Raw genomic sequence first — 22323 nt, 5'->3', positions numbered from 1 at the left:
AGTGAAATGGAAGATAAAGAAGCAAAAAAGAAGAAAAGCAACTCCCTGAAAAGTATTCTGGGAGGTGATATTCTGGCTACCGACTTTTTTCGCCGCCAGACTAAATTGCTGGTACTGATTATGGTGCTCATCATTTTCTACATTCATAATCGCTACGCAAGCCAGCAACAGCAAATCGAAATAGATAAGTTGAAAAAAGAACTGATCGACATAAAATATGATGCACTGACACGAAGTTCGGAATTGATGGAAAAAAGCCGTCAGTCGCGGATAGAGGATTATATATCGACCAAAGAAAGTGACTTGCAGACATCAACCCATCCACCTTATTTAATCAGTACGAAATAGAAGATGGCTGTAAACAAGAAAAATATAATGACCCGCTACTTCTTCGTCATCCTGTTGATGGGACTGATAGGAGTAGCCATTGTTGTCAAAGCAGGCATCACGATGTTTGCCGAACGACAATACTGGCAGGATGTGGCCGACCGTTTCGTCAAGGAGAATGTAACGGTGAAACCCAACCGCGGAAACATCATTTCGTCCGACGGCAAACTGATGGCCAGTTCGCTGCCGGAATACCGTATATATATGGACTTCAAAGCCGGTGGAGTAAAAAAAGACACCATGCTGATGAATCATCTGGACGAGATATGCGAAGGACTTCATAAAATATTCCCTGATAAAAGCGCTTCGGAATTTAAGACTCACCTTAAGAAAGGGCGCAAACAGGGAAGCCGTAACTATCTGATTTATCCGAAGCGTATTTCATATATTCAATATAAAGAAGCTAAACGCCTTCCGGTGTTTAACCTCAACAAATACAAAGGCGGATTCCATGAATTGGCTTATAACCAAAGAAAGAAACCTTTTGGTTCACTTGCCGCCCGTACGTTGGGTGACTTATATGCCGATACGGCCCAGGGAGCTAAAAATGGTATCGAGTTGGCTTTTGATTCTATCCTCAAAGGACATGACGGAATTACTCACCGGCAAAAGGTGATGAATAAATACCTGAACATTGTGGATATTCCTCCGGTAGACGGTTGTGACCTGCTTTCTACCATCGACGTAGGCATGCAGGATATCTGCGAGAAGGCATTGACCGATAAACTAAAAGAGCTGAATGCCAGCGTAGGTGTGGCCGTATTGATGGAAGTGGCAACCGGCGAAGTAAAAGCCATTGTCAACATGACGAAAGCCGGAGATGGCAATTATTACGAAATGAGGAATAACGCTATCAGCGATATGCTCGAGCCGGGATCAACATTTAAAACAGCTTCTATCATGGTGGCCCTTGAAGATGGCAAGATCACTCCGGAAGACGGTATAGATACGGGAAACGGTATCAAGATGATGCACGGTCGGCCCATGAAAGACTGGAACTGGTATAAAGGAGGATATGGCTACCTGACGGTTACGCAAATTCTGGAAGTATCTTCCAATATAGGAACTTCGAGCATTATCGAAAAATATTATGGAAGTAATCCGCAAAAGTTTGTCGACGGACTGAAACGAATGAGTATCGACCAGCCCCTCCAACTGCAAATAGCAGGAGAAGGCAAACCCAACATAAAAGGTCCTAAAGAGCGCTATTTTGCAAAGACCACTCTGCCATGGATGAGTATCGGCTATGAAACTCAGGTACCTCCCATGAATATACTGACATTCTATAACGCCATTGCCAACAACGGAGTTATGGTACGGCCGAAGTTTGTGAAAGCAGCCATTAAGAACGGAGAAATAGTGAAAGAGTATCCTACGGAAATCATCAATCCGAAAATCTGTTCGGAGCGGACCTTGAAGCAGATTCAGGAAATTCTCTATAAGGTGGTACACGAAGGTCTGGCTGCTCCGGCAGGTTCCAAGCAATTTGCCGTTTCGGGTAAAACTGGTACGGCACAGATCTCACAAGGTGCCGCCGGATATAAATCGGGACGGGTGAACTATCTGGTCAGCTTCTGCGGATATTTCCCTTCGGAAGCTCCGAAATACAGCTGCATCGTTTCTATACAGAAACCGGGACTTCCCGCTTCGGGAGGTTTAATGGCAGGTAGCGTATTCAGCAAAATAGCCGAAAGAGTGTATGCCAAAGATTTACGCTTGGACATCAGGAATGCAATCGATACCAATACAGTAGTGATTCCCGATGTAAAAGCAGGCGAAATGATAGAAGCAAGGCAAGTATTGGAAGGCCTAAATATCCAGACACAGGCTGAATTTAAGGCTAAAAAGAACAAAGAGGTGTGGGGACATGCACAGGCAGCCCCCAAAGCAGTAATCCTGCAGGGAAAAGAACAATTACGCAACTTTGTGCCCAGCGTAATAGGTATGGGTGCCAAAGACGCTGTATACCTGCTGGAAAGTAAAGGATTGAAAGTAACCCTGTCGGGAGTCGGCAAAGTAAAGAGCCAGTCGTTGCCCCAGGGAACTACCATCAAGAAGGGACAAACCATCAGTATCCATCTGAATTGATTATTATAGATTAAGGTATGAAACTAAAAGAGATTCTAACATCTATCCAACCGGTGAAAATTACCGGAAATCAGGATATCGAGATAACCGGGGTTGACATCGACTCCAGACAGGTAGAGTCCGGCCATCTGTTTATGGCCATGCACGGCACACAGACCGACGGACATGCCTACATTCCGGCAGCGGTTGAAAAAGGTGCCACGGCCATTCTTTGTGAAGAGTTACCTGCAGAACTTGCAGAAGGAGTTACCTACATTCAGGTTGCCGACAGCGAAGATGCCGTAGGAAAAGCAGCTACGACTTTCTACGGAAATCCGAGCTCAAAATTGGAACTGGTAGGCGTTACCGGAACAAACGGAAAGACAACGATTGCCACCTTATTATATAATACGTTCCGATACTTCGGCTATAAAGTGGGATTAATCTCCACGGTATGCAATTATATAGATGATGAAGCCATCCCTACCGAACATACCACTCCCGACCCGATCACATTGAATCGTTTATTGGGACGCATGGCGGACGAAGGTTGCAAATATGTTTTCATGGAGGTCAGTTCACACTCCATCGCACAAAAAAGAATCAGCGGACTGAGATTTGCCGGCGGCATCTTCACCAACCTGACACGCGATCATCTGGACTATCATAAAACAGTAGAGAACTACCTGAAAGCAAAGAAGAAGTTCTTCGACGATATGCCTAAGAACTCGTTCAGTCTGACCAACCTGGACGATAAAAACGGACTGGTGATGACACAGAACACCAAGTCGAAAGTATATACTTACTCTCTCCGCAGTCTGAGCGACTTCAAAGGAAGAGTACTGGAATCTCATTTCGAGGGGATGCTTCTCGACTTTAACAACCATGAACTCGCAGTTCAGTTTATCGGAAAATTTAATGCATCAAACTTACTGGCTGTATTTGGTGCTGCCGTATTGCTGGGCAAGAAAGAAGAGGACGTGCTGGTTGCTCTCAGTACGCTGCATCCGGTTGCCGGACGCTTCGATGCCATCCGTTCTCCACAAGGATATACAGCCATTGTAGACTATGCACACACACCGGATGCCCTGGTCAACGTCTTGAACGCCATACATGGAGTACTCGAAGGAAAAGGCAAGGTAATTACCGTAGTAGGTGCAGGCGGTAACCGCGATAAAGGGAAACGCCCTATCATGGCAAAAGAAGCAGCCCGGGCAAGCGACCGAGTCATCATAACTTCGGATAATCCCCGTTTCGAAGAGCCGCAGGATATCATCAACGACATGCTGGCAGGCCTGGATACTGAGGATAAGAAAAAAACGCTAAGCATCGCAGACCGTAAAGAAGCTATCCGCACGGCTTGTATGCTTGCAGAAAAAGGAGATGTAATTCTGGTTGCCGGAAAAGGACACGAGAATTATCAGGACATCAAAGGAGTGAAGCATCACTTTGATGATAAAGAAGTTTTAAAAGAGATTTTTTCATTGACTGTTTAAGCAGATCTGATTGAAACACCCCCGCTTATAAGCACCGGATGTTATTCAATCGAAAAGCGTAAATCGTCTAACCGTAAATAAAGTTATGTTATACTATCTGTTTGAATGGCTACACAAACTCAACTTTCCGGGTGCCGGAATGTTTGGGTACACCTCGTTCCGTGCATTGATGGCTATCATCCTGGCACTGCTTATTTCCAGTATCTGGGGAGATAAGTTCATCAATCTGCTGAAACGGAAACAGATCACCGAGACGCAGCGTGACGCCAAAATCGATCCGTTCGGCGTCAATAAAGTAGGAGTGCCCAGCATGGGGGGTGTCATCATTATCGTAGCAATCCTGATCCCCTGTCTGTTATTGGGGAAACTGCATAATATCTATATGATACTGATGCTGATCACCACCGTCTGGCTGGGATCTTTAGGATTTGCAGACGATTATATAAAGATATTCAAAAAGGATAAAGAAGGGCTTCACGGTAAATTCAAAATTATCGGTCAGGTGGGTCTCGGCTTAATTGTCGGACTGACTCTATATCTGAGTCCGGACGTAGTGATTCGTGAAAACATAGAAGTTCAGAAATCGGAAAACGAAATCGAAGTAATACATGGCACTCACGATCTGAAATCTACCCAGACCACGATTCCTTTTTTCAAAAGCAACAACCTGGACTATGCCGACCTTGTAGGCTTTATGGGAGAACACGCTCAAACAGCCGGATGGATTTTGTTTGTCATTATCACCATCTTTGTCGTGACAGCCGTGTCAAACGGAGCCAACCTGAATGATGGTATGGATGGTATGGCAGCAGGCAATTCCGCCATCATCGGACTAACGCTGGGCATATTGGCTTATGTATCGAGCCACATCGAGTTTGCGGGTTACCTGAATATCATGTATATTCCCGGAAGTGAGGAACTGGTAATCTTTATATGCGCCTTTATCGGAGCATTGATCGGTTTCTTATGGTACAATGCCTATCCGGCCCAGGTATTCATGGGGGATACAGGCAGTCTGACCATTGGAGGTATCATTGCGGTATTTGCCATTATTATTCACAAAGAATTGCTAATCCCGATTCTCTGCGGTATATTTCTGGTTGAAAACCTTTCAGTACTTCTGCAGCGCTTCTATTATAAAGCCGGAAAAAGAAAGGGTATAAAACAACGCCTCTTTAAGCGGGCCCCGATACACGACCATTTCCGTACTTCGATGAGTCTGGTAGAGCCGGGATGCAGCGTAAAGTTTACGAAGCCCGATCAGTTGTTCCACGAATCAAAAATCACAGTCCGCTTCTGGATTGTAACCATCGTGCTGGCAGCTATTACAATTATAACACTGAAGATTAGATAACAGAAGTGACGAGCAACAGGCTATGAGCTACAAGTGCCTGCCGCTAATCACAAAGTATGAACCTAAAACTTGTAGCATAAAGAAAAAGATCTATCGACGGATCGACAAATTCCGGTTGATAAATCGAAACCTAAAAATCATGAAAAGAATTGTAGTATTAGGAGCCGGTGAAAGCGGTGCGGGAGCAGCCGTTCTGGCCAAAGTAAAAGGATTCGATACTTTCGTATCGGATATGTCTGCTATCAAGGATAAGTATAAAACTCTCCTTGACGGCCATGGCATTGCCTGGGAAGAAGGCCGACACACAGAAGAACAGATTTTGAGTGCTGACGAAGTTGTGAAAAGCCCCGGAATTCCTAATGACGCCCCACTGATTCTGAGATTGAGAGAACAGGGCACACCTATCATCTCGGAAATAGAATTTGCCGGCAGATACACCGATGCCAAAATGATCTGTATCACCGGCTCGAACGGAAAGACGACCACAACCTCGCTTATCTATCACATTTTTAAAAGCGCAGGACTAAATGTGGGACTTGCCGGAAACATCGGTAAAAGCCTGGCATTGCAAGTGGCCGAAGAGAAACATGATTATTATGTAATCGAATTGAGTTCATTCCAGTTGGATAACATGTATAACTTCCGTGCCGATATCGCTGTATTGATGAACATTACGCCGGACCATCTGGACCGGTACGACCATTGTATGCAGAACTATATTAATGCAAAGTTTCGTATTACGCAGAATCAGACTTCGGAAGACGCGTTTATCTTCTGGAACGATGACCCTATCATCAAACGTGAACTGGACAAACATGGCATTCGTGCCCACCTGTATCCATTCTCGGCAATCAAAGAAGAAGGATCTATCGCCTATGTGGAAGACCATGAAGTAGTAATTACCGAACCGATCGCTTTCAATATGGAACAGGAACAGTTGGCCCTGACCGGCCAACACAATCTTTATAACTCTTTAGCCGCCGGTATCTCCGCCAACCTTGCCGGTATCACCAAAGAAGATATAAGGAAAGCGCTCAGTGACTTTCAGGGGGTAGAACACCGCCTGGAGAAGGTGGCACGCGTACGTGGCATTGATTTTATCAATGACTCCAAAGCAACCAATGTAAACTCTTGCTGGTATGCCTTGCAGAGTATGACTACTAAAACGGTATTGATTCTCGGAGGAAAAGACAAGGGAAACGATTATACGGAAATAGAAGAACTGGTACGGGAAAAATGCTCGGCACTGGTCTACCTGGGATTGCACAACGAAAAGCTTCATGAGTTTTTCGACCGTCTCGGACTCCCTGTAGCCGAAGTACAGACCGGCATGAAGGATGCCGTAGAAGCGGCTTACAAGCTGGCGAAAAAGGGCGAAACAGTATTGTTGAGTCCATGTTGCGCCTCCTTTGACCTTTTCAAAAGCTATGAAGACCGTGGCGAACAGTTTAAGAAGTATGTAAGAGAATTATAAAAATCAGAGTCCTGAGCCATAAAAGGTTCAGGCTCCGAAGAGCTAAAAACTTAAAGCAGTGGATCTATTAAAGAACATATTCAAAGGTGATAAGGTAATCTGGATTATTTTCCTTTGCCTCTGCCTCATCTCTATCATAGAGGTGTTTAGTGCTGCCAGTACGCTGACTTATAAAAGTGGCGACCACTGGGGACCCATCACACAACATTCCATCATCCTGATGGTAGGTGCGGTCGTAGTGGTCCTGATGCACAACATCCCTTATAAGTGGTTTCAGGTGTTTCCGGTTTTCCTCTACCCTATTTCGGTAGTATTGCTGGCTTTCGTAACTTTGATGGGAGTCATCACAGGTGACCGTGTGAACGGAGCCGCCCGCTGGATGAGTTTTATGGGGTTACAGTTCCAGCCTTCAGAACTGGCCAAGATGGCAGTAATCATCGCGGTTTCTTTCATTCTATCCAAAAAGCAGGATGATGAAGGGGCCAATCCGAAAGCTTTTAAGTATATCATGATACTGACCGGACTGGTATGTATGCTTATCGCTCCTGAAAACCTTTCGACAGCTATGCTGTTGTTCGGAGTAGTAGTATTGATGATGTTCATCGGACGTGTTGCATTCAAGAAGTTAGCCATGTTATTGGGCGGTCTGGCATTGGTTGGCTGTCTGGGAGCAGTATTTTTGCTGGCCATACCGAAGGATACCGATATCCCGTTCCTCCACCGGTTTGACACTTGGAAAAGTCGTATTACCAACTTTACGGAGAAAGAAGAAGTTCCGGCAGCCAAATTCGATATTGACAAAGATGCCCAGATAGCTCATGCACGCATTGCCATCGCTACCAGTAACGTGATAGGTAAGGCACCGGGAAATTCCATTCAGCGTGACTTCCTGAGCCAGGCATTCTCCGATTTCATCTTTGCCATTATCATTGAAGAGTTGGGGCTGGTAGGAGGCGCCTTTGTAGTCATACTCTACATCTGGCTATTGGTCCGGACAGGCCGAATCGCCCAAAAGTGCGAACGTACATTCCCGGCATTCCTCGTCATGGGTATTGCCTTGATGTTGGTATCACAAGCCATATTGAACATGATGGTAGCCGTCGGACTATTTCCTGTAACAGGACAACCTTTACCGCTAATCAGTAAAGGAGGTACAAGTACACTGATCAACTGTGCCTACATTGGCATGATACTGAGTGTCAGCCGCTATACCGCTTATCTGGAAGAGAAAAAAGAAAATCCTGCTCCTCTGCTCACCCAGAGTGAAGGAAATGAGACGATTGCAAGCGAGGCACAGACTGCGGCCGAACCTACAGCAGAGGTTTTAAACAGTGATGCTAAATTTGAAGAGTAATATGAATAAAGAAAATAATAAAGAAGGACAGGGTGATGCCTTAAGAGTCATCATCAGCGGTGGTGGTACCGGAGGGCATATCTTTCCGGCCGTATCCATTGCAAACGCCATAAAAGAGTTACGTCCCGATGCACAAATCCTGTTTGTAGGAGCCGAAGGCAGAATGGAAATGCAACGAGTACCGGATGCAGGCTATCAGATTATCGGATTGCCTGTAGCAGGATTCGATCGTAAACATCTGTGGAAAAATGTCGCCGTATTATTAAAATTGGTACGCAGCCAATGGAAAGCACGAAACATTATCCGGCAATTCCGTCCTCAGGTAGCAGTAGGAGTAGGCGGATATGCAAGCGGTCCTACTTTAAAAATGGCGGGAATGATGGGAGTACCTACTTTAATACAAGAGCAGAATTCATACGCCGGAGTAACCAATAAACTATTGGCACAGAAAGCACGAAGAATTTGTGTGGCGTATGACGGAATGGAGAAATTCTTTCCTGCCAATAAAATCATTATGACAGGTAACCCGGTACGTCAGAATCTGCTGGCGGAAAAACCGGAACGTGAACAGGCTATTCGTTCTTTCGGGCTGAATCCGGAAAAGAAGACCATTCTGATTTTGGGTGGAAGCCTGGGGGCACGCACCATCAATAACACATTGATTGCGGGATTGCAACTGATTCGCCGGACTACAGACGTGCAGTTCATCTGGCAAACGGGAAAGATTTATCATCAACAAGTGACAGAAGCTGTAAAAGCAGCGGGAGAGATACCCAATCTGTTTGTAACGGACTTTATCAAAGATATGGCTGCCGCTTATGCTGCTGCCGACCTGGTTATTTCACGTGCCGGTGCAGGGTCTATTTCCGAGTTCTGCCTGCTGAATAAGCCCGTTATCCTGGTTCCGTCTCCTAATGTGGCAGAAGACCATCAAACCAAAAATGCTTTGGCTTTGGTGAATAAACAAGCAGCCATCTACGTAAAGGATGCGGAAGCAGAAAACAAACTATTACCGGTAGCACTGGAAACGATCGCCAATGCCGAGAAGCTGAGCGAACTCAGTGAAAACATTGCACATCTGGCTTTACCGGATTCTGCTGTCGTTATTGCAAAAGAAGTTATAAAATTAGCGCAACAATCATGAATATAGAAACGATTCAATCTGTATATTTTGTCGGGGCAGGCGGTATCGGAATGAGTGCCCTCGTCCGCTATTTTCTTTCTAAAGGAAAAGTAGTGGCAGGCTATGACCGTACTCCCAGTGAACTGACTCAACATCTTATAGAAGAAGGAGCACAGATCCATTACGAAGAGAATATCGATCTCATACCGGAGGCTTGCAAAGACAAAGCTACCACATTGGTAGTCCTGACCCCTGCCGTACCTCAGGAACATGCCGAATTAACTTACTTCCGTGATAATGGATTCGAAATACAGAAACGTGCACAAGTACTGGGCACCATTACCCGTTCCAGCAAAGGACTTTGTGTAGCCGGCACACATGGTAAAACCACTACCTCAACGATGACGGCCCACTTGTTTCATCAGTCACATGTAGGTTGTACTGCTTTTCTGGGAGGTATTTCCAAAAATTACGGAACGAATCTACTACTCTCTTCAACCAGCCCTTATACGGTGATTGAAGCAGACGAATTTGACCGTTCATTCCATTGGTTGTCTCCTTATATGTCTGTCATTACCGCAACCGATCCGGATCATCTGGATATTTATGGCACCGAACAGGCTTATCTGGAAAGCTTTGAACACTACACCACACTGATTCAGCCCGGAGGAGCACTGATTATCCGCAAAGGCATTTCCCTACAGCCGAAAGTGAAAGAGGGAGTGAAGATGTATACTTACTCACGTGACGAGGGAGACTTTCATGCTGAGAACATTCGCATCGGAAACGGAGAAATCTTCATTGACTTCGTAGGGCCTGACATTCGTATCGACAACATTCAGCTAGGAGTACCGGTAAGTATAAATATAGAGAATGGTGTCGCTGCGATGGCACTTGCCCACCTTAACGGAGTCACACCTGAAGAGATCAAACAGGGAATGGCCAGTTTCCGGGGTGTGGACCGCCGGTTCGACTTTAAAATCAAGAATAACCGGATTGTATTCCTGAGTGACTACGCACATCATCCATCCGAGATTAAACAAAGCGTGATGTCCATGCGTGAGTTGTACCGGGACAAAAAGATCACTGCGGTTTTTCAGCCACACCTCTATACCCGTACCCGCGACTTCTACAAAGATTTTGCCGACAGTCTGTCTTTACTCGATGAAGTGATACTGGTAGATATCTATCCGGCGCGCGAGCAACCTATTCCGGGAGTAAGCAGCCGGCTGATATATGACAACCTACGTCCGGGTATTGAAAAAAGCATGTGCAAGAAAGAAGAAATACTCGATGTACTGAAAGCAAAACATATCGAAGTATTAATTACATTGGGAGCAGGAGACATAGACAACTATGTTCCGGGTATTTGTGACTTATTGTCCCGAAGAATGGTTCCTTCGGACAATTAATTTGTAAATCGTCAAAACAATAAATTTCCTTATGATAAAAAGAATTCTTCTGACCATCGTCATGTTACTTCTCATAGCCTACCTTATAGCAGCTGTGACAGTGTTCAACGACAAACCTGCCCATCAGGTATGCCGTGACATGGAATTAGTGATCAAGGATACACTCAATGCCGGTTTCGTTACCAAGAACGAGGTGGCTGCCATCCTGCAGAAGAAAGGCATTTATCCCGTTGGAAAGAAAATGGACCGGGTACACACCAAAACATTGGAAAAAGAGTTGGATAAACATCCACTCATCAATGAAGCTCAATGCTATAAAACGCCAAACGGCAAAATTTGCGTGGAAGTAACCCAACGCGTACCGATTCTCCACATCATGAGCAGCAACGGTGAAAACTACTATTTGGATAACAAAGGAAAAATGATGCCGCCCGATGCAAAATGCGTAGCACACCGGGCAATTGTCACCGGAAATGTAGAAAAGTCGTTTGCAATGAAGGATTTATATAAGTTTGGTGTATTTTTGCAAAACAATCCGTTCTGGGAAGCCCAGATTGTACAGATTAACGTGCTGCCCGGAAAAGAAATCGAATTGGTTCCCCGGGTAGGCAATCATATTATCTATTTGGGTAAACTGGAACATTTTGAGGATAAACTGAAACGCTTGAAGACCTTTTACGAAAAAGGGCTCAACCAGGTGGGATGGAATAAATATTCGCGTATCAGCCTGGAATTTGGAAATCAGATTATCTGCACAAAAAAGAAACAATAATTTGTAAACAGCTAAACGTACCTTTGTGTTAAAGAGATAAGTCTATAATACGAAAGGGAATAAAATAGGATTTTATATGGCAACAACAGATTTTATCGCCGCTATTGAACTGGGTTCATCGAAGATAGCCGGTATAGCCGGAAAGAAGAATAGTGATGGAAGTATACAGGTATTAGCTTATGCCAGGGAGGATTCGTCTTCTTTCATCCGGAAAGGAGTGATCTATAATCTGGATAAAACGGCACAAAGCCTGACTTCAATCATCAATAAACTGGAGGGGGCTCTCAATAACTCAATTGCCAAGATCTATGTGGGTATCGGCGGACAATCGCTCCGTACGGTGCGCAATGTGGTAAGTCGCGATCTTGAAGAAGAAACTATTATTTCTCAGGAACTGGTCGACTCAATCTGTGATGAGAACCTCGAGATACCACTGATCGATATGGATATACTGGACGTTGCTCCACAAGAATACAAAATAGGAAACAATCTTCAAGCCGACCCTGTCGGTGTAGCCGGAAGCCACATTGAAGGGCGTTTTCTGAATATTGTAGCACGTGCTTCGCTCAAGAAAAATCTGGAACGCTGCTTCGAACAGGCTAAAATAGAAATAGCAGACCTATTGATCTCACCTCTGGTTACTGCCGATGCAGTACTGACGGAAAGTGAAAGACGCTCCGGCTGCGCACTGATCGACTTTGGTGCCGACACATCTACCATTTCCATTTATAAGAATAATATCCTCCGCTTCCTCACTGTGCTGCCGCTAGGAGGAAACAGTATTACCCATGACCTCGTCTCTCTTCAGATGGAAGAAGAAGAGGCCGAACGTTTGAAAATCAGATATGGCAATGCTTTCTACGAAGAGGAAGAAGGCGAAGAACCTGCTACTTGCCAATTGGAAGACGGAAATAGAACGATAGAGTTAGGTAAACTGAATAATATCATCGAGGCACGTACCGAAGAGATTATCGCGAACGTATGGAATCAGATTCAACTTTCGGGATATGACGACAAACTTCTGGCCGGACTCATCATCACCGGAGGGGCCGCCAACCTGAAAGACCTGGACGAGGTTCTACGCAAACGGAGTAAAATAGAGAAGGTGAGAAACGCACGTTTCGTACGCAATACCATCCATGCAGACGAAGACGTTGTGAAGAAAGACGGTACACAAAACACCTTATTCGGACTGCTTATTGCGGGCAACGAAAACTGTTGTTTATTGGAAACACCCGCTCCACAGCCGCATATACAACCTCAGCCCCAGCCCGAACCGGTGAACATGTTTGAAGAAGACGAAAGTCTGAAGGAACAGGAAGCCGCTGCCCGCGCTGCCAAGAAGAAGAAAGAAGAAGAAGAGAAAAAGCGGAAAGAAGAAGAAAAGCAACGCAAGCTGGAAGAGAAGAAAAGAAGGGAAGAAGAGAGAAGAAATAAACCTAACTGGTTTAAATCGACTTTCGACAAACTCTCTAATGAAATTTTCTCTGACGAAGATATGAAATAAAGTGATAATTCATAATACAATATAATATGGACGAGATAGTACAATTCGATTTCCCTACAGATTCACCGAAAATCATCAAAGTGATTGGTGTAGGAGGTGGTGGAGGTAACGCCGTCAACCACATGTACCGGGAAGGCATACACGACGTAACATTCGTTCTCTGCAATACCGACAACCAAGCATTGGCTGAGTCTCCCGTACCGGTCAAACTGCAACTGGGACGTTCCATCACACAAGGACTCGGTGCCGGAAACCGTCCGGAGCGTGCACGTGATGCTGCCGAAGAGAGCATCGAAGACATCAAAACTCTGCTGAACGATGGTACCAAAATGGTGTTTATCACTGCCGGAATGGGTGGAGGAACCGGAACCGGAGCCGCTCCCGTCATCGCCCGTATCGCTAAAGAGATGGACATCCTGACTGTCGGAATCGTTACCATCCCTTTCATTTTTGAAGGCGAAAAGAAAATTATTCAGGCTCTGGACGGTGTAGAACGCATCGCACAACATGTAGATGCTTTGCTGGTGATCAACAACGAACGCCTGCGTGAAATCTACTCCGACCTGACTTTTATGAATGCATTCGGCAAGGCAGATGATACGCTATCAATCGCAGCCAAGAGCATAGCCGAAATTATCACCATGCGAGGTACGGTCAACCTGGACTTTGCAGATGTGAAAACGATTCTCAAGGACGGCGGTGTAGCCATCATGAGTACCGGATTCGGCGAAGGAGAAAACCGTGTGACCAAAGCAATAGACGATGCACTGCATTCACCTCTGCTCAATAATAATGATATTTTCAACGCCAAGAAGGTAATGCTGAACGTCTCCTTCTGTCCTGCTTCCGAATTGATGATGGAAGAAATGAACGAAGTACACGAGTTCATGAGCAAATTCCGCGAAGGTGTGGAAGTGATCTGGGGTGTAGCTATGGACAACTCACTGGATACGAAAGTAAAGATCACCGTATTGGCTACCGGTTTCGGTGTAGAAGACGTACCGGGCATGGACGACCTGCACGAAAAACGCAGTCAGGAAGAAGAAGAGCGACAGTTGCAACTGGAAGAAGAGAAGGAGAAGAACAAAGAGCGCATCCGCAAAGCATACGGTGAAAGTGCCAGTGGAATCGGAACACGCAATCTGCGTAAACGCCGGCATATCTATCTCTTCAATGCAGAAGACCTGGATAACGATGACATCATCGCCATGGTAGAGGACTCTCCTACTTACTTACGCGACAAAACAACTTTGGGTAAAATCAAAGCAAAAGCCGCACTGGAAGAAGAGATAGCAACAGAAGAGGCTATAGATGACAGTGGAGTTATCACATTTTAATTAAAGTAAAATATCGAATCATTAACCCGGATTTACCAATTGTAAACCGTAAATCGTTAAATCATAATAACATCATGGATTTATTCGAAAGAGTCAGCGAAGACATTAAAAACGCAATGAAAGCGAAAGATAAAGTAGCTCTCGAAACTCTCAGAAATGTAAAAAAGTTCTTTTTGGAAGCTAAAACAGCTCCGGGAGCTAATGACACCCTTACAGATGCAGATGCACTGAAAATCGTGCAAAAACTGGTAAAACAAGGTAAGGATGCCGCAGAAATATATATAGGACAAGGTCGTCAGGACTTAGCTGATGCAGAATTGGCTCAGGTGCAAGTTATGGAAACTTATCTGCCTAAGCAGATGAGTGCCGAAGAATTGGAAGCCGCACTGAAAGAAATTATTGCTGAAGTAGGTGCTACCAGCGGCAAAGACATGGGAAAAGTAATGGGAGTCGCTTCTAAAAAACTGGCAGGATTGGCCGAAGGACGCGCGATCTCAGCTAAAGTAAAAGAGTTATTGGGATAAGTCTCAAAACAGAAATACTTTCTACCCCCGGATGCAAGCCAGACTCGCATCCGGGGTATTTTGTTTATGGCTTGTCTATAATATATATCCCTCCAATATGCATGAAGCACTAATCAAACAGCTCCTTCAATACATCCAGTGATTTCAGTATAGGAAAATCGGGAAGATGCAACCGGTAATATTCATTAATAATAGCCAGACAACGGGCTCTTTCTGTGCGGTTCATTCCAAAAAGATGCATGGTTTCATAATTCATACGCATCAACTGCAACAACCGTCCGGCTTCATCGGGCTGTATATAAGAAGAATGCAGTTGAGGACGAACGGACGTAAAAGTGGCATTCAACATATCAAAATAGTCACCCGCATGATAATCGTCCAGGTTGGGGTACAGCCCCAAAAAGCGTGAAAGACGCATCAGAAATACCAGATGGAAATTAGCAAAACTAATCTTACAGGTATCCAACCATAATATAGAATGTTGTAAATAGGCAAACAACGGACGGTTCTCAGCCTCCTCACGAATGGCACGATAAAGAAATTCAGCGAGAAAAAGAGCGATAGCCGATTTAAAAGGATCATAGGGAATAGAAGTAAAGGGACTGAAAGATTTGGCCTCCTTAATTCTAAAAAGTGAAGTATTCGGTCTGTAATCTGCCTCAAATTCGATTAAAGCCAATGGTTGAAACAACACCGATTTGACAGTAGCCTTCTTAGAACGAGGCACGGTGACCAAAAAGGACGCACGCCCTGACAACTCAGTATACATCTCTACGATATTCGATGTATCGTTATACTTTAATACATGAAGAACGATTCCAACCGTTTTTTGCAACATAGCTCTAACTTTTCTTTCCGGTAACAAAGCTACAAAAAAAGAGGAAATGGACAATCGAATACTACTATCTCAAAAAAAAATCATTCTTTCGCCAGAAAATAAAACAGCAAATAAGAAATTGATTATCAACACATAACCTAAATAAAAACGAAAAACCATCAAAAATAATCAGAAAATTTTTCCGCGAATAGTTTGGTAGTTTCAAAAAAAGCCCTACCTTTGCACTCGCAATCGGGAAACAACGATACAGAACGAAAGCAAAGTGAAACAAAAAGAGCAGAAATGCTCAAAACAGGATGGCCCGTTCGTCTATCGGTTAGGACGCAAGATTTTCATTCTTGAAAGGGGGGTTCGATTCCCCCACGGGCTACAATTAAAAAAATAAACGAATTAAAACAGATTAGTCGAGATGGCAAATCATAAATCATCAATCAAGAGAATCAGACAAGAAGAAACTAGAAGACTTCGTAACAGATATTATGGTAAAACCATGAGAAATGCTGTTAGAAAACTTCGTTCAACTACTGACAAAGCAGAAGCAACTGCTATGTATCCGGGCATCGTTAAGATGGTAGACAAGTTAGCTAAGACAAACGTTATTCATAAGAATAAAGCTAACAATCTGAAATCTAAGTTGGCCATTTACATCAACAAGCTTGCTTAAGAAATAAGATATATAACAGACTCTATATAATATTAGAAGCCGGACTTTTCAGTTCGGCTTTTTATGCTTTCAATTACCCGGTCGGGTTTATTTTTAATTCTTCTTTTTTCACTCTTCATTCTTCTCTAACTCAGATATTTTCACTATATTTGCTCTGTTATTATAATTAGGAATCAAATTATGAGCGAAGAACAGAATCCCACCAATAACGGGTCTTATTCAGCAGATAGTATCCAAGTATTGGAAGGACTTGAAGCAGTTAGAAAACGCCCTGCGATGTACATTGGTGACATCAGCGTAAAGGGACTTCATCACTTGGTATATGAAATTGTCGACAACTCTATCGACGAAGCATTGGCCGGTTATTGCGACCATATCGAAGTAACTATCAACGAAGACAACTCTATCACCGTACAGGATAATGGACGTGGTATTCCGGTAGATTTCCACGAAAAAGAGCAGAAATCTGCCCTCGAAGTTGCCATGACCGTACTGCATGCCGGAGGTAAGTTCGATAAAGGTTCGTACAAAGTATCCGGAGGTCTTCACGGTGTAGGTATGTCCTGTGTGAATGCATTGTCTACACACATGACTACCCAGGTATTCCGCAACGGTAAAATCTATCAGCAGGAATATGAAATCGGTAAACCGCTTTATCCCGTTAAAGAAGTAGGAATAGCGGACCACACAGGAACCAAACAGCAATTCTGGCCCGATGACAGTATCTTTACCGAAACCATTTATGATTATAAGATTCTGGCTTCACGTTTACGTGAATTGGCTTATCTGAATGCCGGTCTGCGCATCTCGCTGACAGATCGTCGCGTAGTGAATGAGGACGGCAGTTTCAAACACGAAACTTTCTATTCGGAAGAGGGTTTAAGAGAATTTGTACGTTTCATCGAATCGTCACGCGAACACTTGATTAACGATGTGATTTATCTAAACACAGAGAAACAAAACATCCCCATCGAGGTGGCTATCATGTACAATACCGGATTTTCAGAAAATATCCATTCGTACGTCAATAACATTAATACTATAGAAGGTGGTACGCATCTGGCAGGTTTCCGCCGCGCCCTGACCCGTACACTGAAGAAATATGCAGAAGACAGCAAAATGCTGGAGAAAGTTAAAGTAGAAATCTCCGGCGATGACTTCCGTGAAGGTCTGACAGCTGTGATCTCTGTAAAAGTAGCTGAACCCCAATTTGAAGGACAGACTAAAACTAAGTTGGGAAACAACGAAGTAATGGGTGCTGTCGATCAGGCGGTAGGCGAAGTACTAAACTATTATCTGGAAGAACACCCGAAAGAGGCTAAAGCAATTGTAGACAAAGTGATTTTGGCTGCTACTGCACGCCACGCCGCCCGCAAAGCGCGTGAGATGGTACAGCGTAAATCTCCTATGTCAGGTGGCGGTCTTCCGGGTAAACTGGCCGACTGCTCGGACAAAGACCCGCAGAAGTGTGAGTTATTCCTCGTCGAGGGAGACTCTGCCGGCGGTACAGCTAAGCAAGGTCGTAACCGTGCATTTCAGGCTATTCTTCCACTACGCGGTAAGATTCTGAACGTAGAGAAAGCCATGTATCACAAAGCGCTTGAAAGCGAAGAAATACGCAATATATACACGGCACTGGGTGTCACTATCGGAACGGAAGAAGACAGCAAAGCTGCCAATATTGATAAGCTGCGCTATCATAAAATCATTATCATGACCGATGCCGACGTCGATGGATCACACATCGACACACTGATCATGACTTTTTTCTTCCGCTATATGCCACAGATCATCCAGAATGGCTATCTGTACATTGCCACTCCCCCGCTCTACCTTTGCAAAAAAGGAAAAATAGAAGAGTATTGCTGGACAGATGCGCAACGCCAGAAGTTTATCGACACTTATGGTGGCGGTTCGGAAAATGCAATCCATACACAGCGCTACAAAGGTTTGGGTGAGATGAATGCCCAGCAGTTGTGGGAAACGACTATGGATCCGGAAAACCGTATGCTGAAACAGGTTAATATCGACAACGCAGCAGAAGCCGACTATATCTTCTCCATGTTGATGGGTGAAGACGTAGGTCCACGCCGCGAGTTCATTGAAGAAAATGCAACGTATGCAAATATCGATGCATAATTCGTAATATAAACACCAACCTCACATCTTACAACGAAGAAGCGCCGGCGCTGAAGGAAAATCCTTCGGACCGGCGCTTTTCTTTGAATTCCTCCCGGGCTTATCGAGGTTGTCGTCCCAATACTACTCGTCGGAAACGATTAACAATCTCATTGCCCATATTCATGCGGGTACTATCCACCCGATGTACCGCAGCAGGGGTAACCGCATCCTTATATTTGGCCTTACCTATACGGAACTTCATTTTGTCCAGATTGCCCGAAATATTCACTCCCGCTTTAAACGGCAACGGAGACTTCAAGATGGAGATGTGATAGTTAAAGTTCATATCTAATCCTTGCTCACCTCCAACAGCAGCTTTATAACGGTCTATCTCTACCAGGAAAGGATAGACGGTCACATTACCGTCGTGTACCGTCACATTGACAGAGATACTATCGAATACATTCTCTTTTTTATTCTTAAACATCAACATCTTTGAGATCTCAGCAAAGGTTTCACCATCCATCAGGACCAGGCTGTCTCCTTTGATGTGAATGGCCGAACGCAGAGTGGGGATACGGATATTCATTGCCGAATCCAAACGGGCATCGGCAGCAACATCAAACATAACCCGGCCCTTGAAAGAACGAAGCATAGGCACTATCGTATCGAGTGCAGGAACAAAGTCGACCAGCTTCGCAATATTGATGTTTCGGATCTTAAAATCAAAACCGGCATATCCGCCGCGGGGACTACCGGCCTTATAGACCATCACAGCCTTCATATCGGCATCGAGGGCACGTATTGAAAGATCTTCCAGATGTATGGCCTGATTCTTAATATCTACCGCTCCATGTACATTCTCAAACAGCATTTTCTCAAAAATGACCTTCTTCAGATCTGTTTGTAATTCAAAATCTATATTTCGGGGAATCACAAACAATTTCATCTCCGAAGGTACGCTGTCGGTAAGCACTTCCGTAGTATCCTCGGGGAAAGAAAGAGAATTAATCAACTGATTACAATCGATCAGATCAGACGTAAGAGACAAATGTGCCGTCAACTTCTCTCCTTTCGTCATTGCCCTGTAAACACCCATCATATCGCCTGTAGCCGTCATATTGGAGCGTCCGATACGGACAGAAGCATTCTTTAAAGTAATCTTCGGGCCATCCACCGTCACCGCTGTTTTTGACATGCGAATAGGCAAGCCGAATTCCGGCGTACGGAAACGTAAGCGATTGAACCCAACAATCCCTTTAGGCATCCACAGGGAGTCATTCAGCTTATCAGCCTTCATCTTGATGCCCGCCACATTCATAGCCATGCGAGTTCCTGCCGCACTGAAGAAAAGCGAATCGGCACGAAGTGAAAAATCAATCGCCGGCTTCGTTACATCCACCTCCTGAGGCCCCAGTGCAGCTTGTGCTTTTGTACGGGCACTGTATAACTTTATAGAATCGCCCATCGAAGCACGGAGCTTACTGACCTCCATATCGCACTGCAAAGAGACAATGCGGTTGGTATCCTGCGGATTAGTCGAAGAAACATTGGCAACCAACCGTTCGATGTCAGAAGAGAGAAAACGGCTTCTCAACACCAGTTTACGGACATCCATCTGCGCCTGCAAGGTTTCATTATCACGGAAACGGAAAGTAGCATTACCTAGAAAATCGAAATCCTTAGCAGTATCCTTCAATTCAAAATCTTTCAATTCAAGTTTGCCTCCCAACTTCATGCGCCCGATATCCTGCTTCTTCAAAGTAGAAAGGCGGCACTTCATTCCCATATCCGCATCCAGTTTTCCCGTGATTGTCACGCTTTCCTGCAATGGAAAGGTTTTAGCCAGTGCATCCAGGTCGACAGTCGACTGGGTATGGAAAGTAATCAACGGATCATCCAGCAAATCGTCTACCTTCGCATCGGCCAAAACTTCAGTATGCGCCCCTTTAAAATGGAATATTTTCAGGTTTAGATACGAAGGCTGATGACGCATCAAGTCGACATACGCATCAAAATCTGCCGTTACCTCATCAATACCGTATGGCAAATCCTTATATTGTGCCGAAGCCTCTTTGATACCGATCTTGAGTGAAACGGCAGGCAACTTTTTGTCACCATACACACCCCTCACCCTACCGCTAACGGTAACTTCACCTTTAGCCGAGACTTTACTGTCCTTCACATACGATTTCGGAATCATCCGCAACACCGTCTCCATCGAAGGGGCATGCAAACCATATTCCAGATCCATACCGATTGTCTTCGCCACGGTATCCCGCCGGAAAGTTCCGTTTACATCCAGCCGGATACCATTCACATCGAGTTCCGTATCCTTCAGTTTCCAGACAGCTGTCTGCCTGTCCACCATAATATCTGTCCGTAAAGAAGTAGCTATCTTATTGACCAACAGTTCTCCCTGCTGCCAGAAAAGAATATTTTTGTTGTCAAATTTCAACCCTAAAGTAGAAATACCCTTTGTCAGCGAAAGCCTCAACTTCAGATTAGCATCATCGATGCGTGAGTAAATATCCGTATTCCGATCATCGAAAACAAGATTGGCATGTTTGAGTTCTATATTCCGGATATCAATCTCACTATTAAAATCGGTCGATGCAGTATCGGCCGGTATCGTATCGGCCGATGCACGGGTTACCTCCCAATTGGCTTTCCCGGCTTTATTCCGGTAGGCATATACAGCTACCTCTTCCAACGAAAGATTGTGAACAACAATGCGATTTTCCGTCAAATATGCTATCGGGTTGACGGTCAGCACACATTCCTTGAAAGACAGTAACGAATCGGTTTTGCACCAGCTACTATCATTCAAGGCTTTAGACACCAAACTACCGTTCTTCACCTTCAATCCGAACTGTGGGAAAGTTGAAAAGAAAGTCAACTCTACGCTCTCCATATCCAGGTGTGCATTCAGAGTCTGATTGGCAGCATCCAGCACCACCGGAGTCAGCTTCTTCGGAGTTACGATGAAATTAATCACAAAAGCAATGGCAACAAGCAGCACCAAAAGAACTGTTCCCAACGTGATGCCGCTGATCTTAAGTGTTTTCTTTACCTGTCTGTTCATATCATCCCTCTATCCTGCAATTCTTTTACCGCAATCTCCAGTTCATCATACCACTCCTTACCGAATTTACGAATCAACGGCTCCTTCAGGAAGCGATAGACCGGAACATTCTCCTTTTTACCCAACAATACAGCAGCCTTACATACATCCCAACGATGGTAATTCACTGCCTGATAAGGTCCGTAATTGCCTACCCGTATAGGATACAGATGGCAAGACACCGGTTTATAAAAGTCTGTTTTTCCTCCCCGATATGCTTTCTCGATGGCGCAATAGCAATACCCCTTTTCATCGTAACAAGTAAATACACAGTCTTTGCCATTCACAATGGAGGTCACCAGATCACCGTCCCGATCGGTATATACCACGCCTTGCTTATCTATTACCGCACGAGCTTCGGGCGACAGTTCATCCCAAACAACCGGAAGCACCTCTTCCAATTTCTCCACCTCTTCCAGTTCTACCGGAGCCCCGGCATCACCTTCAATGCAACACTCACCTTTACAGGCATCCAAGTTGCACACAAACTTCTCGCGAAGCACATCCAGGCTCACAACAACGTTGTCTATTTGAATCATAATTATCGGTTTATATTATACAAGTTACCTAAGTGTAAATAGAAGGAATCTCTCAAGTTTTTCATACTCTTAAAGAGATATTCAGATCTGATAGTAAAGCCACCTGAGTTTGATAGATTATCATGTAAATTAGAATATTGACAAACAAATAATTAGCGATAAAATTTATAATCTTATAGTGGCTAATTGCATAACAGATCATCTATTATCACTACGTTTATTAAAGACAA

At 44.5% G+C, this 22323-nt stretch carries 17 protein-coding genes and 1 tRNA gene; 15 read left to right on the top strand and 3 right to left on the bottom strand.

The genetic code is table 11. The features are described 5' to 3' along the window. The first annotated feature begins 6 nt into the window (after positions 1–6). The 12 genes from BF9343_RS01205 (at position 7) to BF9343_RS01150 (ending at position 14807) form a co-directional block, all read left to right on the top strand. Positions 7–348 carry an FtsL-like putative cell division protein gene (locus tag BF9343_RS01205; RefSeq protein ID WP_005784014.1) on the top strand — a complete coding sequence of 114 codons (342 nt, stop codon included), beginning with the start codon at positions 7–9 and terminating at the stop codon, positions 346–348. A gap of 27 nt (positions 349–375) precedes the next feature. Next, positions 376–2475 (top strand): penicillin-binding protein, encoded by a 2100-nt coding sequence (locus BF9343_RS01200; protein WP_005796729.1) that lies wholly within the window; start codon positions 376–378, stop codon positions 2473–2475. 17 nt (positions 2476–2492) lie between these two features. Next, positions 2493–3950, top strand: a complete 1458-nt coding sequence (locus BF9343_RS01195; RefSeq protein WP_010991957.1) for a UDP-N-acetylmuramoyl-L-alanyl-D-glutamate--2,6-diaminopimelate ligase — start codon at positions 2493–2495, stop codon at positions 3948–3950. Positions 3951–4035: 85 nt separating this feature from the next. Continuing rightward, the gene (mraY, locus tag BF9343_RS01190; protein WP_005796732.1) at positions 4036–5304 is read left to right on the top strand and encodes a phospho-N-acetylmuramoyl-pentapeptide-transferase; all 1269 of its coding nucleotides are present in this window, start codon (positions 4036–4038) and stop codon (positions 5302–5304) included. Positions 5305–5443: 139 nt separating this feature from the next. Beyond that, entirely contained in the window at positions 5444–6778 is a 1335-nt protein-coding gene (gene murD / locus BF9343_RS01185; RefSeq protein WP_010991956.1) for a UDP-N-acetylmuramoyl-L-alanine--D-glutamate ligase, read from the top strand. 58 nt (positions 6779–6836) lie between these two features. Then, complete coding sequence (locus BF9343_RS01180; protein ID WP_010991955.1) at positions 6837–8132, top strand: FtsW/RodA/SpoVE family cell cycle protein; 1296 nt, start codon at positions 6837–6839, stop codon at positions 8130–8132. Position 8133: 1 nt separating this feature from the next. Beyond that, positions 8134–9276 (top strand): undecaprenyldiphospho-muramoylpentapeptide beta-N-acetylglucosaminyltransferase, encoded by a 1143-nt coding sequence (gene murG / locus BF9343_RS01175; RefSeq protein WP_005784003.1) that lies wholly within the window; start codon positions 8134–8136, stop codon positions 9274–9276. Then, positions 9273–10667: a UDP-N-acetylmuramate--L-alanine ligase gene (gene murC, locus BF9343_RS01170; RefSeq protein WP_005784002.1), complete on the top strand. Its 1395-nt coding sequence runs from the start codon at positions 9273–9275 to the stop codon at positions 10665–10667. The genes murG and murC overlap by 4 nt, the downstream gene beginning before the upstream one ends. A 31-nt stretch (positions 10668–10698) precedes the next feature. Continuing rightward, a complete protein-coding gene (locus BF9343_RS01165) occupies positions 10699–11439 on the top strand; it encodes a cell division protein FtsQ/DivIB (RefSeq protein ID WP_010991953.1) in 741 nt (246 codons plus the stop codon). 76 nt (positions 11440–11515) lie between these two features. Further along, positions 11516–12946, top strand: coding sequence for a cell division protein FtsA (gene ftsA / locus BF9343_RS01160; protein ID WP_005783999.1), 1431 nt, complete (start codon positions 11516–11518; stop codon positions 12944–12946). A gap of 26 nt (positions 12947–12972) precedes the next feature. Beyond that, the gene (ftsZ, locus tag BF9343_RS01155) at positions 12973–14283 is read left to right on the top strand and encodes a cell division protein FtsZ (RefSeq protein WP_005783997.1); all 1311 of its coding nucleotides are present in this window, start codon (positions 12973–12975) and stop codon (positions 14281–14283) included. Between the two features lie 74 nt (positions 14284–14357). Continuing rightward, on the top strand, positions 14358–14807 hold the full coding sequence (locus tag BF9343_RS01150) for a GatB/YqeY domain-containing protein (protein WP_005783995.1): 450 nt from the start codon (positions 14358–14360) through the stop codon (positions 14805–14807). A gap of 109 nt (positions 14808–14916) precedes the next feature. Here the strand turns inward: BF9343_RS01150 and recO are convergent, their stop codons facing one another. After that, positions 14917–15645: a DNA repair protein RecO gene (gene recO / locus BF9343_RS01145; protein ID WP_005783992.1), complete on the bottom strand. Its 729-nt coding sequence runs from the start codon at positions 15643–15645 to the stop codon at positions 14917–14919. Positions 15646–15943: 298 nt separating this feature from the next. On the opposite strand from recO, the gene BF9343_RS01140 reads away from it, so the two are divergent. The 3 genes from BF9343_RS01140 (at position 15944) to gyrB (ending at position 18448) form a co-directional block, all read left to right on the top strand. Continuing rightward, a tRNA-Glu gene (locus BF9343_RS01140) sits at positions 15944–16015 on the top strand. Between the two features lie 39 nt (positions 16016–16054). Beyond that, positions 16055–16309, top strand: coding sequence for a 30S ribosomal protein S20 (rpsT, locus tag BF9343_RS01135; protein ID WP_005783989.1), 255 nt, complete (start codon positions 16055–16057; stop codon positions 16307–16309). Between the two features lie 180 nt (positions 16310–16489). Further along, a complete protein-coding gene (gene gyrB / locus BF9343_RS01130; protein ID WP_005783987.1) occupies positions 16490–18448 on the top strand; it encodes a DNA topoisomerase (ATP-hydrolyzing) subunit B in 1959 nt (652 codons plus the stop codon). 100 nt (positions 18449–18548) lie between these two features. Here gyrB and BF9343_RS01125 read toward each other — a convergent pair whose 3' ends face one another. Both BF9343_RS01125 and BF9343_RS01120 read right to left on the bottom strand, forming a co-directional pair. Beyond that, entirely contained in the window at positions 18549–21515 is a 2967-nt protein-coding gene (locus BF9343_RS01125) for an AsmA family protein (RefSeq protein WP_010991952.1), read from the bottom strand. Further along, positions 21512–22093 (bottom strand): DUF3109 family protein, encoded by a 582-nt coding sequence (locus tag BF9343_RS01120; RefSeq protein WP_005783983.1) that lies wholly within the window; start codon positions 22091–22093, stop codon positions 21512–21514. The genes BF9343_RS01125 and BF9343_RS01120 overlap by 4 nt, the downstream gene beginning before the upstream one ends. Between the last annotated feature and the right edge of the window lie 230 nt (positions 22094–22323).

Source organism: Bacteroides fragilis NCTC 9343, from assembly GCF_000025985.1.
GTDB lineage: Bacteria > Bacteroidota > Bacteroidia > Bacteroidales > Bacteroidaceae > Bacteroides > Bacteroides fragilis.
Note: the sequence above shows the minus strand (reverse complement) of the source record. Positions and strands in the feature narration are given on the sequence as shown.

What these genes read in the sequence shown, in the direction of transcription:
- BF9343_RS01205 (WP_005784014.1), top strand. Translation starts at nt 7, where the DNA reads ATGGAAGATAAAGAAGCAAAAAAGAAGAAAAGCAACTCCCTGAAAAGT.
- BF9343_RS01200 (WP_005796729.1), top strand. Translation starts at nt 376, where the DNA reads ATGACCCGCTACTTCTTCGTCATCCTGTTGATGGGACTGATAGGAGTA.
- BF9343_RS01195 (WP_010991957.1), top strand. Translation starts at nt 2,493, where the DNA reads ATGAAACTAAAAGAGATTCTAACATCTATCCAACCGGTGAAAATTACC.
- mraY (WP_005796732.1), top strand. Translation starts at nt 4,036, where the DNA reads ATGTTATACTATCTGTTTGAATGGCTACACAAACTCAACTTTCCGGGT.
- murD (WP_010991956.1), top strand. Translation starts at nt 5,444, where the DNA reads ATGAAAAGAATTGTAGTATTAGGAGCCGGTGAAAGCGGTGCGGGAGCA.
- murG (WP_005784003.1), top strand. Translation starts at nt 8,134, where the DNA reads ATGAATAAAGAAAATAATAAAGAAGGACAGGGTGATGCCTTAAGAGTC.
- murC (WP_005784002.1), top strand. Translation starts at nt 9,273, where the DNA reads ATGAATATAGAAACGATTCAATCTGTATATTTTGTCGGGGCAGGCGGT.
- BF9343_RS01165 (WP_010991953.1), top strand. Translation starts at nt 10,699, where the DNA reads ATGATAAAAAGAATTCTTCTGACCATCGTCATGTTACTTCTCATAGCC.
- ftsA (WP_005783999.1), top strand. Translation starts at nt 11,516, where the DNA reads ATGGCAACAACAGATTTTATCGCCGCTATTGAACTGGGTTCATCGAAG.
- ftsZ (WP_005783997.1), top strand. Translation starts at nt 12,973, where the DNA reads ATGGACGAGATAGTACAATTCGATTTCCCTACAGATTCACCGAAAATC.
- BF9343_RS01150 (WP_005783995.1), top strand. Translation starts at nt 14,358, where the DNA reads ATGGATTTATTCGAAAGAGTCAGCGAAGACATTAAAAACGCAATGAAA.
- recO (WP_005783992.1), bottom strand. Translation starts at nt 15,645, where the DNA reads ATGTTGCAAAAAACGGTTGGAATCGTTCTTCATGTATTAAAGTATAAC.
- rpsT (WP_005783989.1), top strand. Translation starts at nt 16,055, where the DNA reads ATGGCAAATCATAAATCATCAATCAAGAGAATCAGACAAGAAGAAACT.
- gyrB (WP_005783987.1), top strand. Translation starts at nt 16,490, where the DNA reads ATGAGCGAAGAACAGAATCCCACCAATAACGGGTCTTATTCAGCAGAT.
- BF9343_RS01125 (WP_010991952.1), bottom strand. Translation starts at nt 21,515, where the DNA reads ATGAACAGACAGGTAAAGAAAACACTTAAGATCAGCGGCATCACGTTG.
- BF9343_RS01120 (WP_005783983.1), bottom strand. Translation starts at nt 22,093, where the DNA reads ATGATTCAAATAGACAACGTTGTTGTGAGCCTGGATGTGCTTCGCGAG.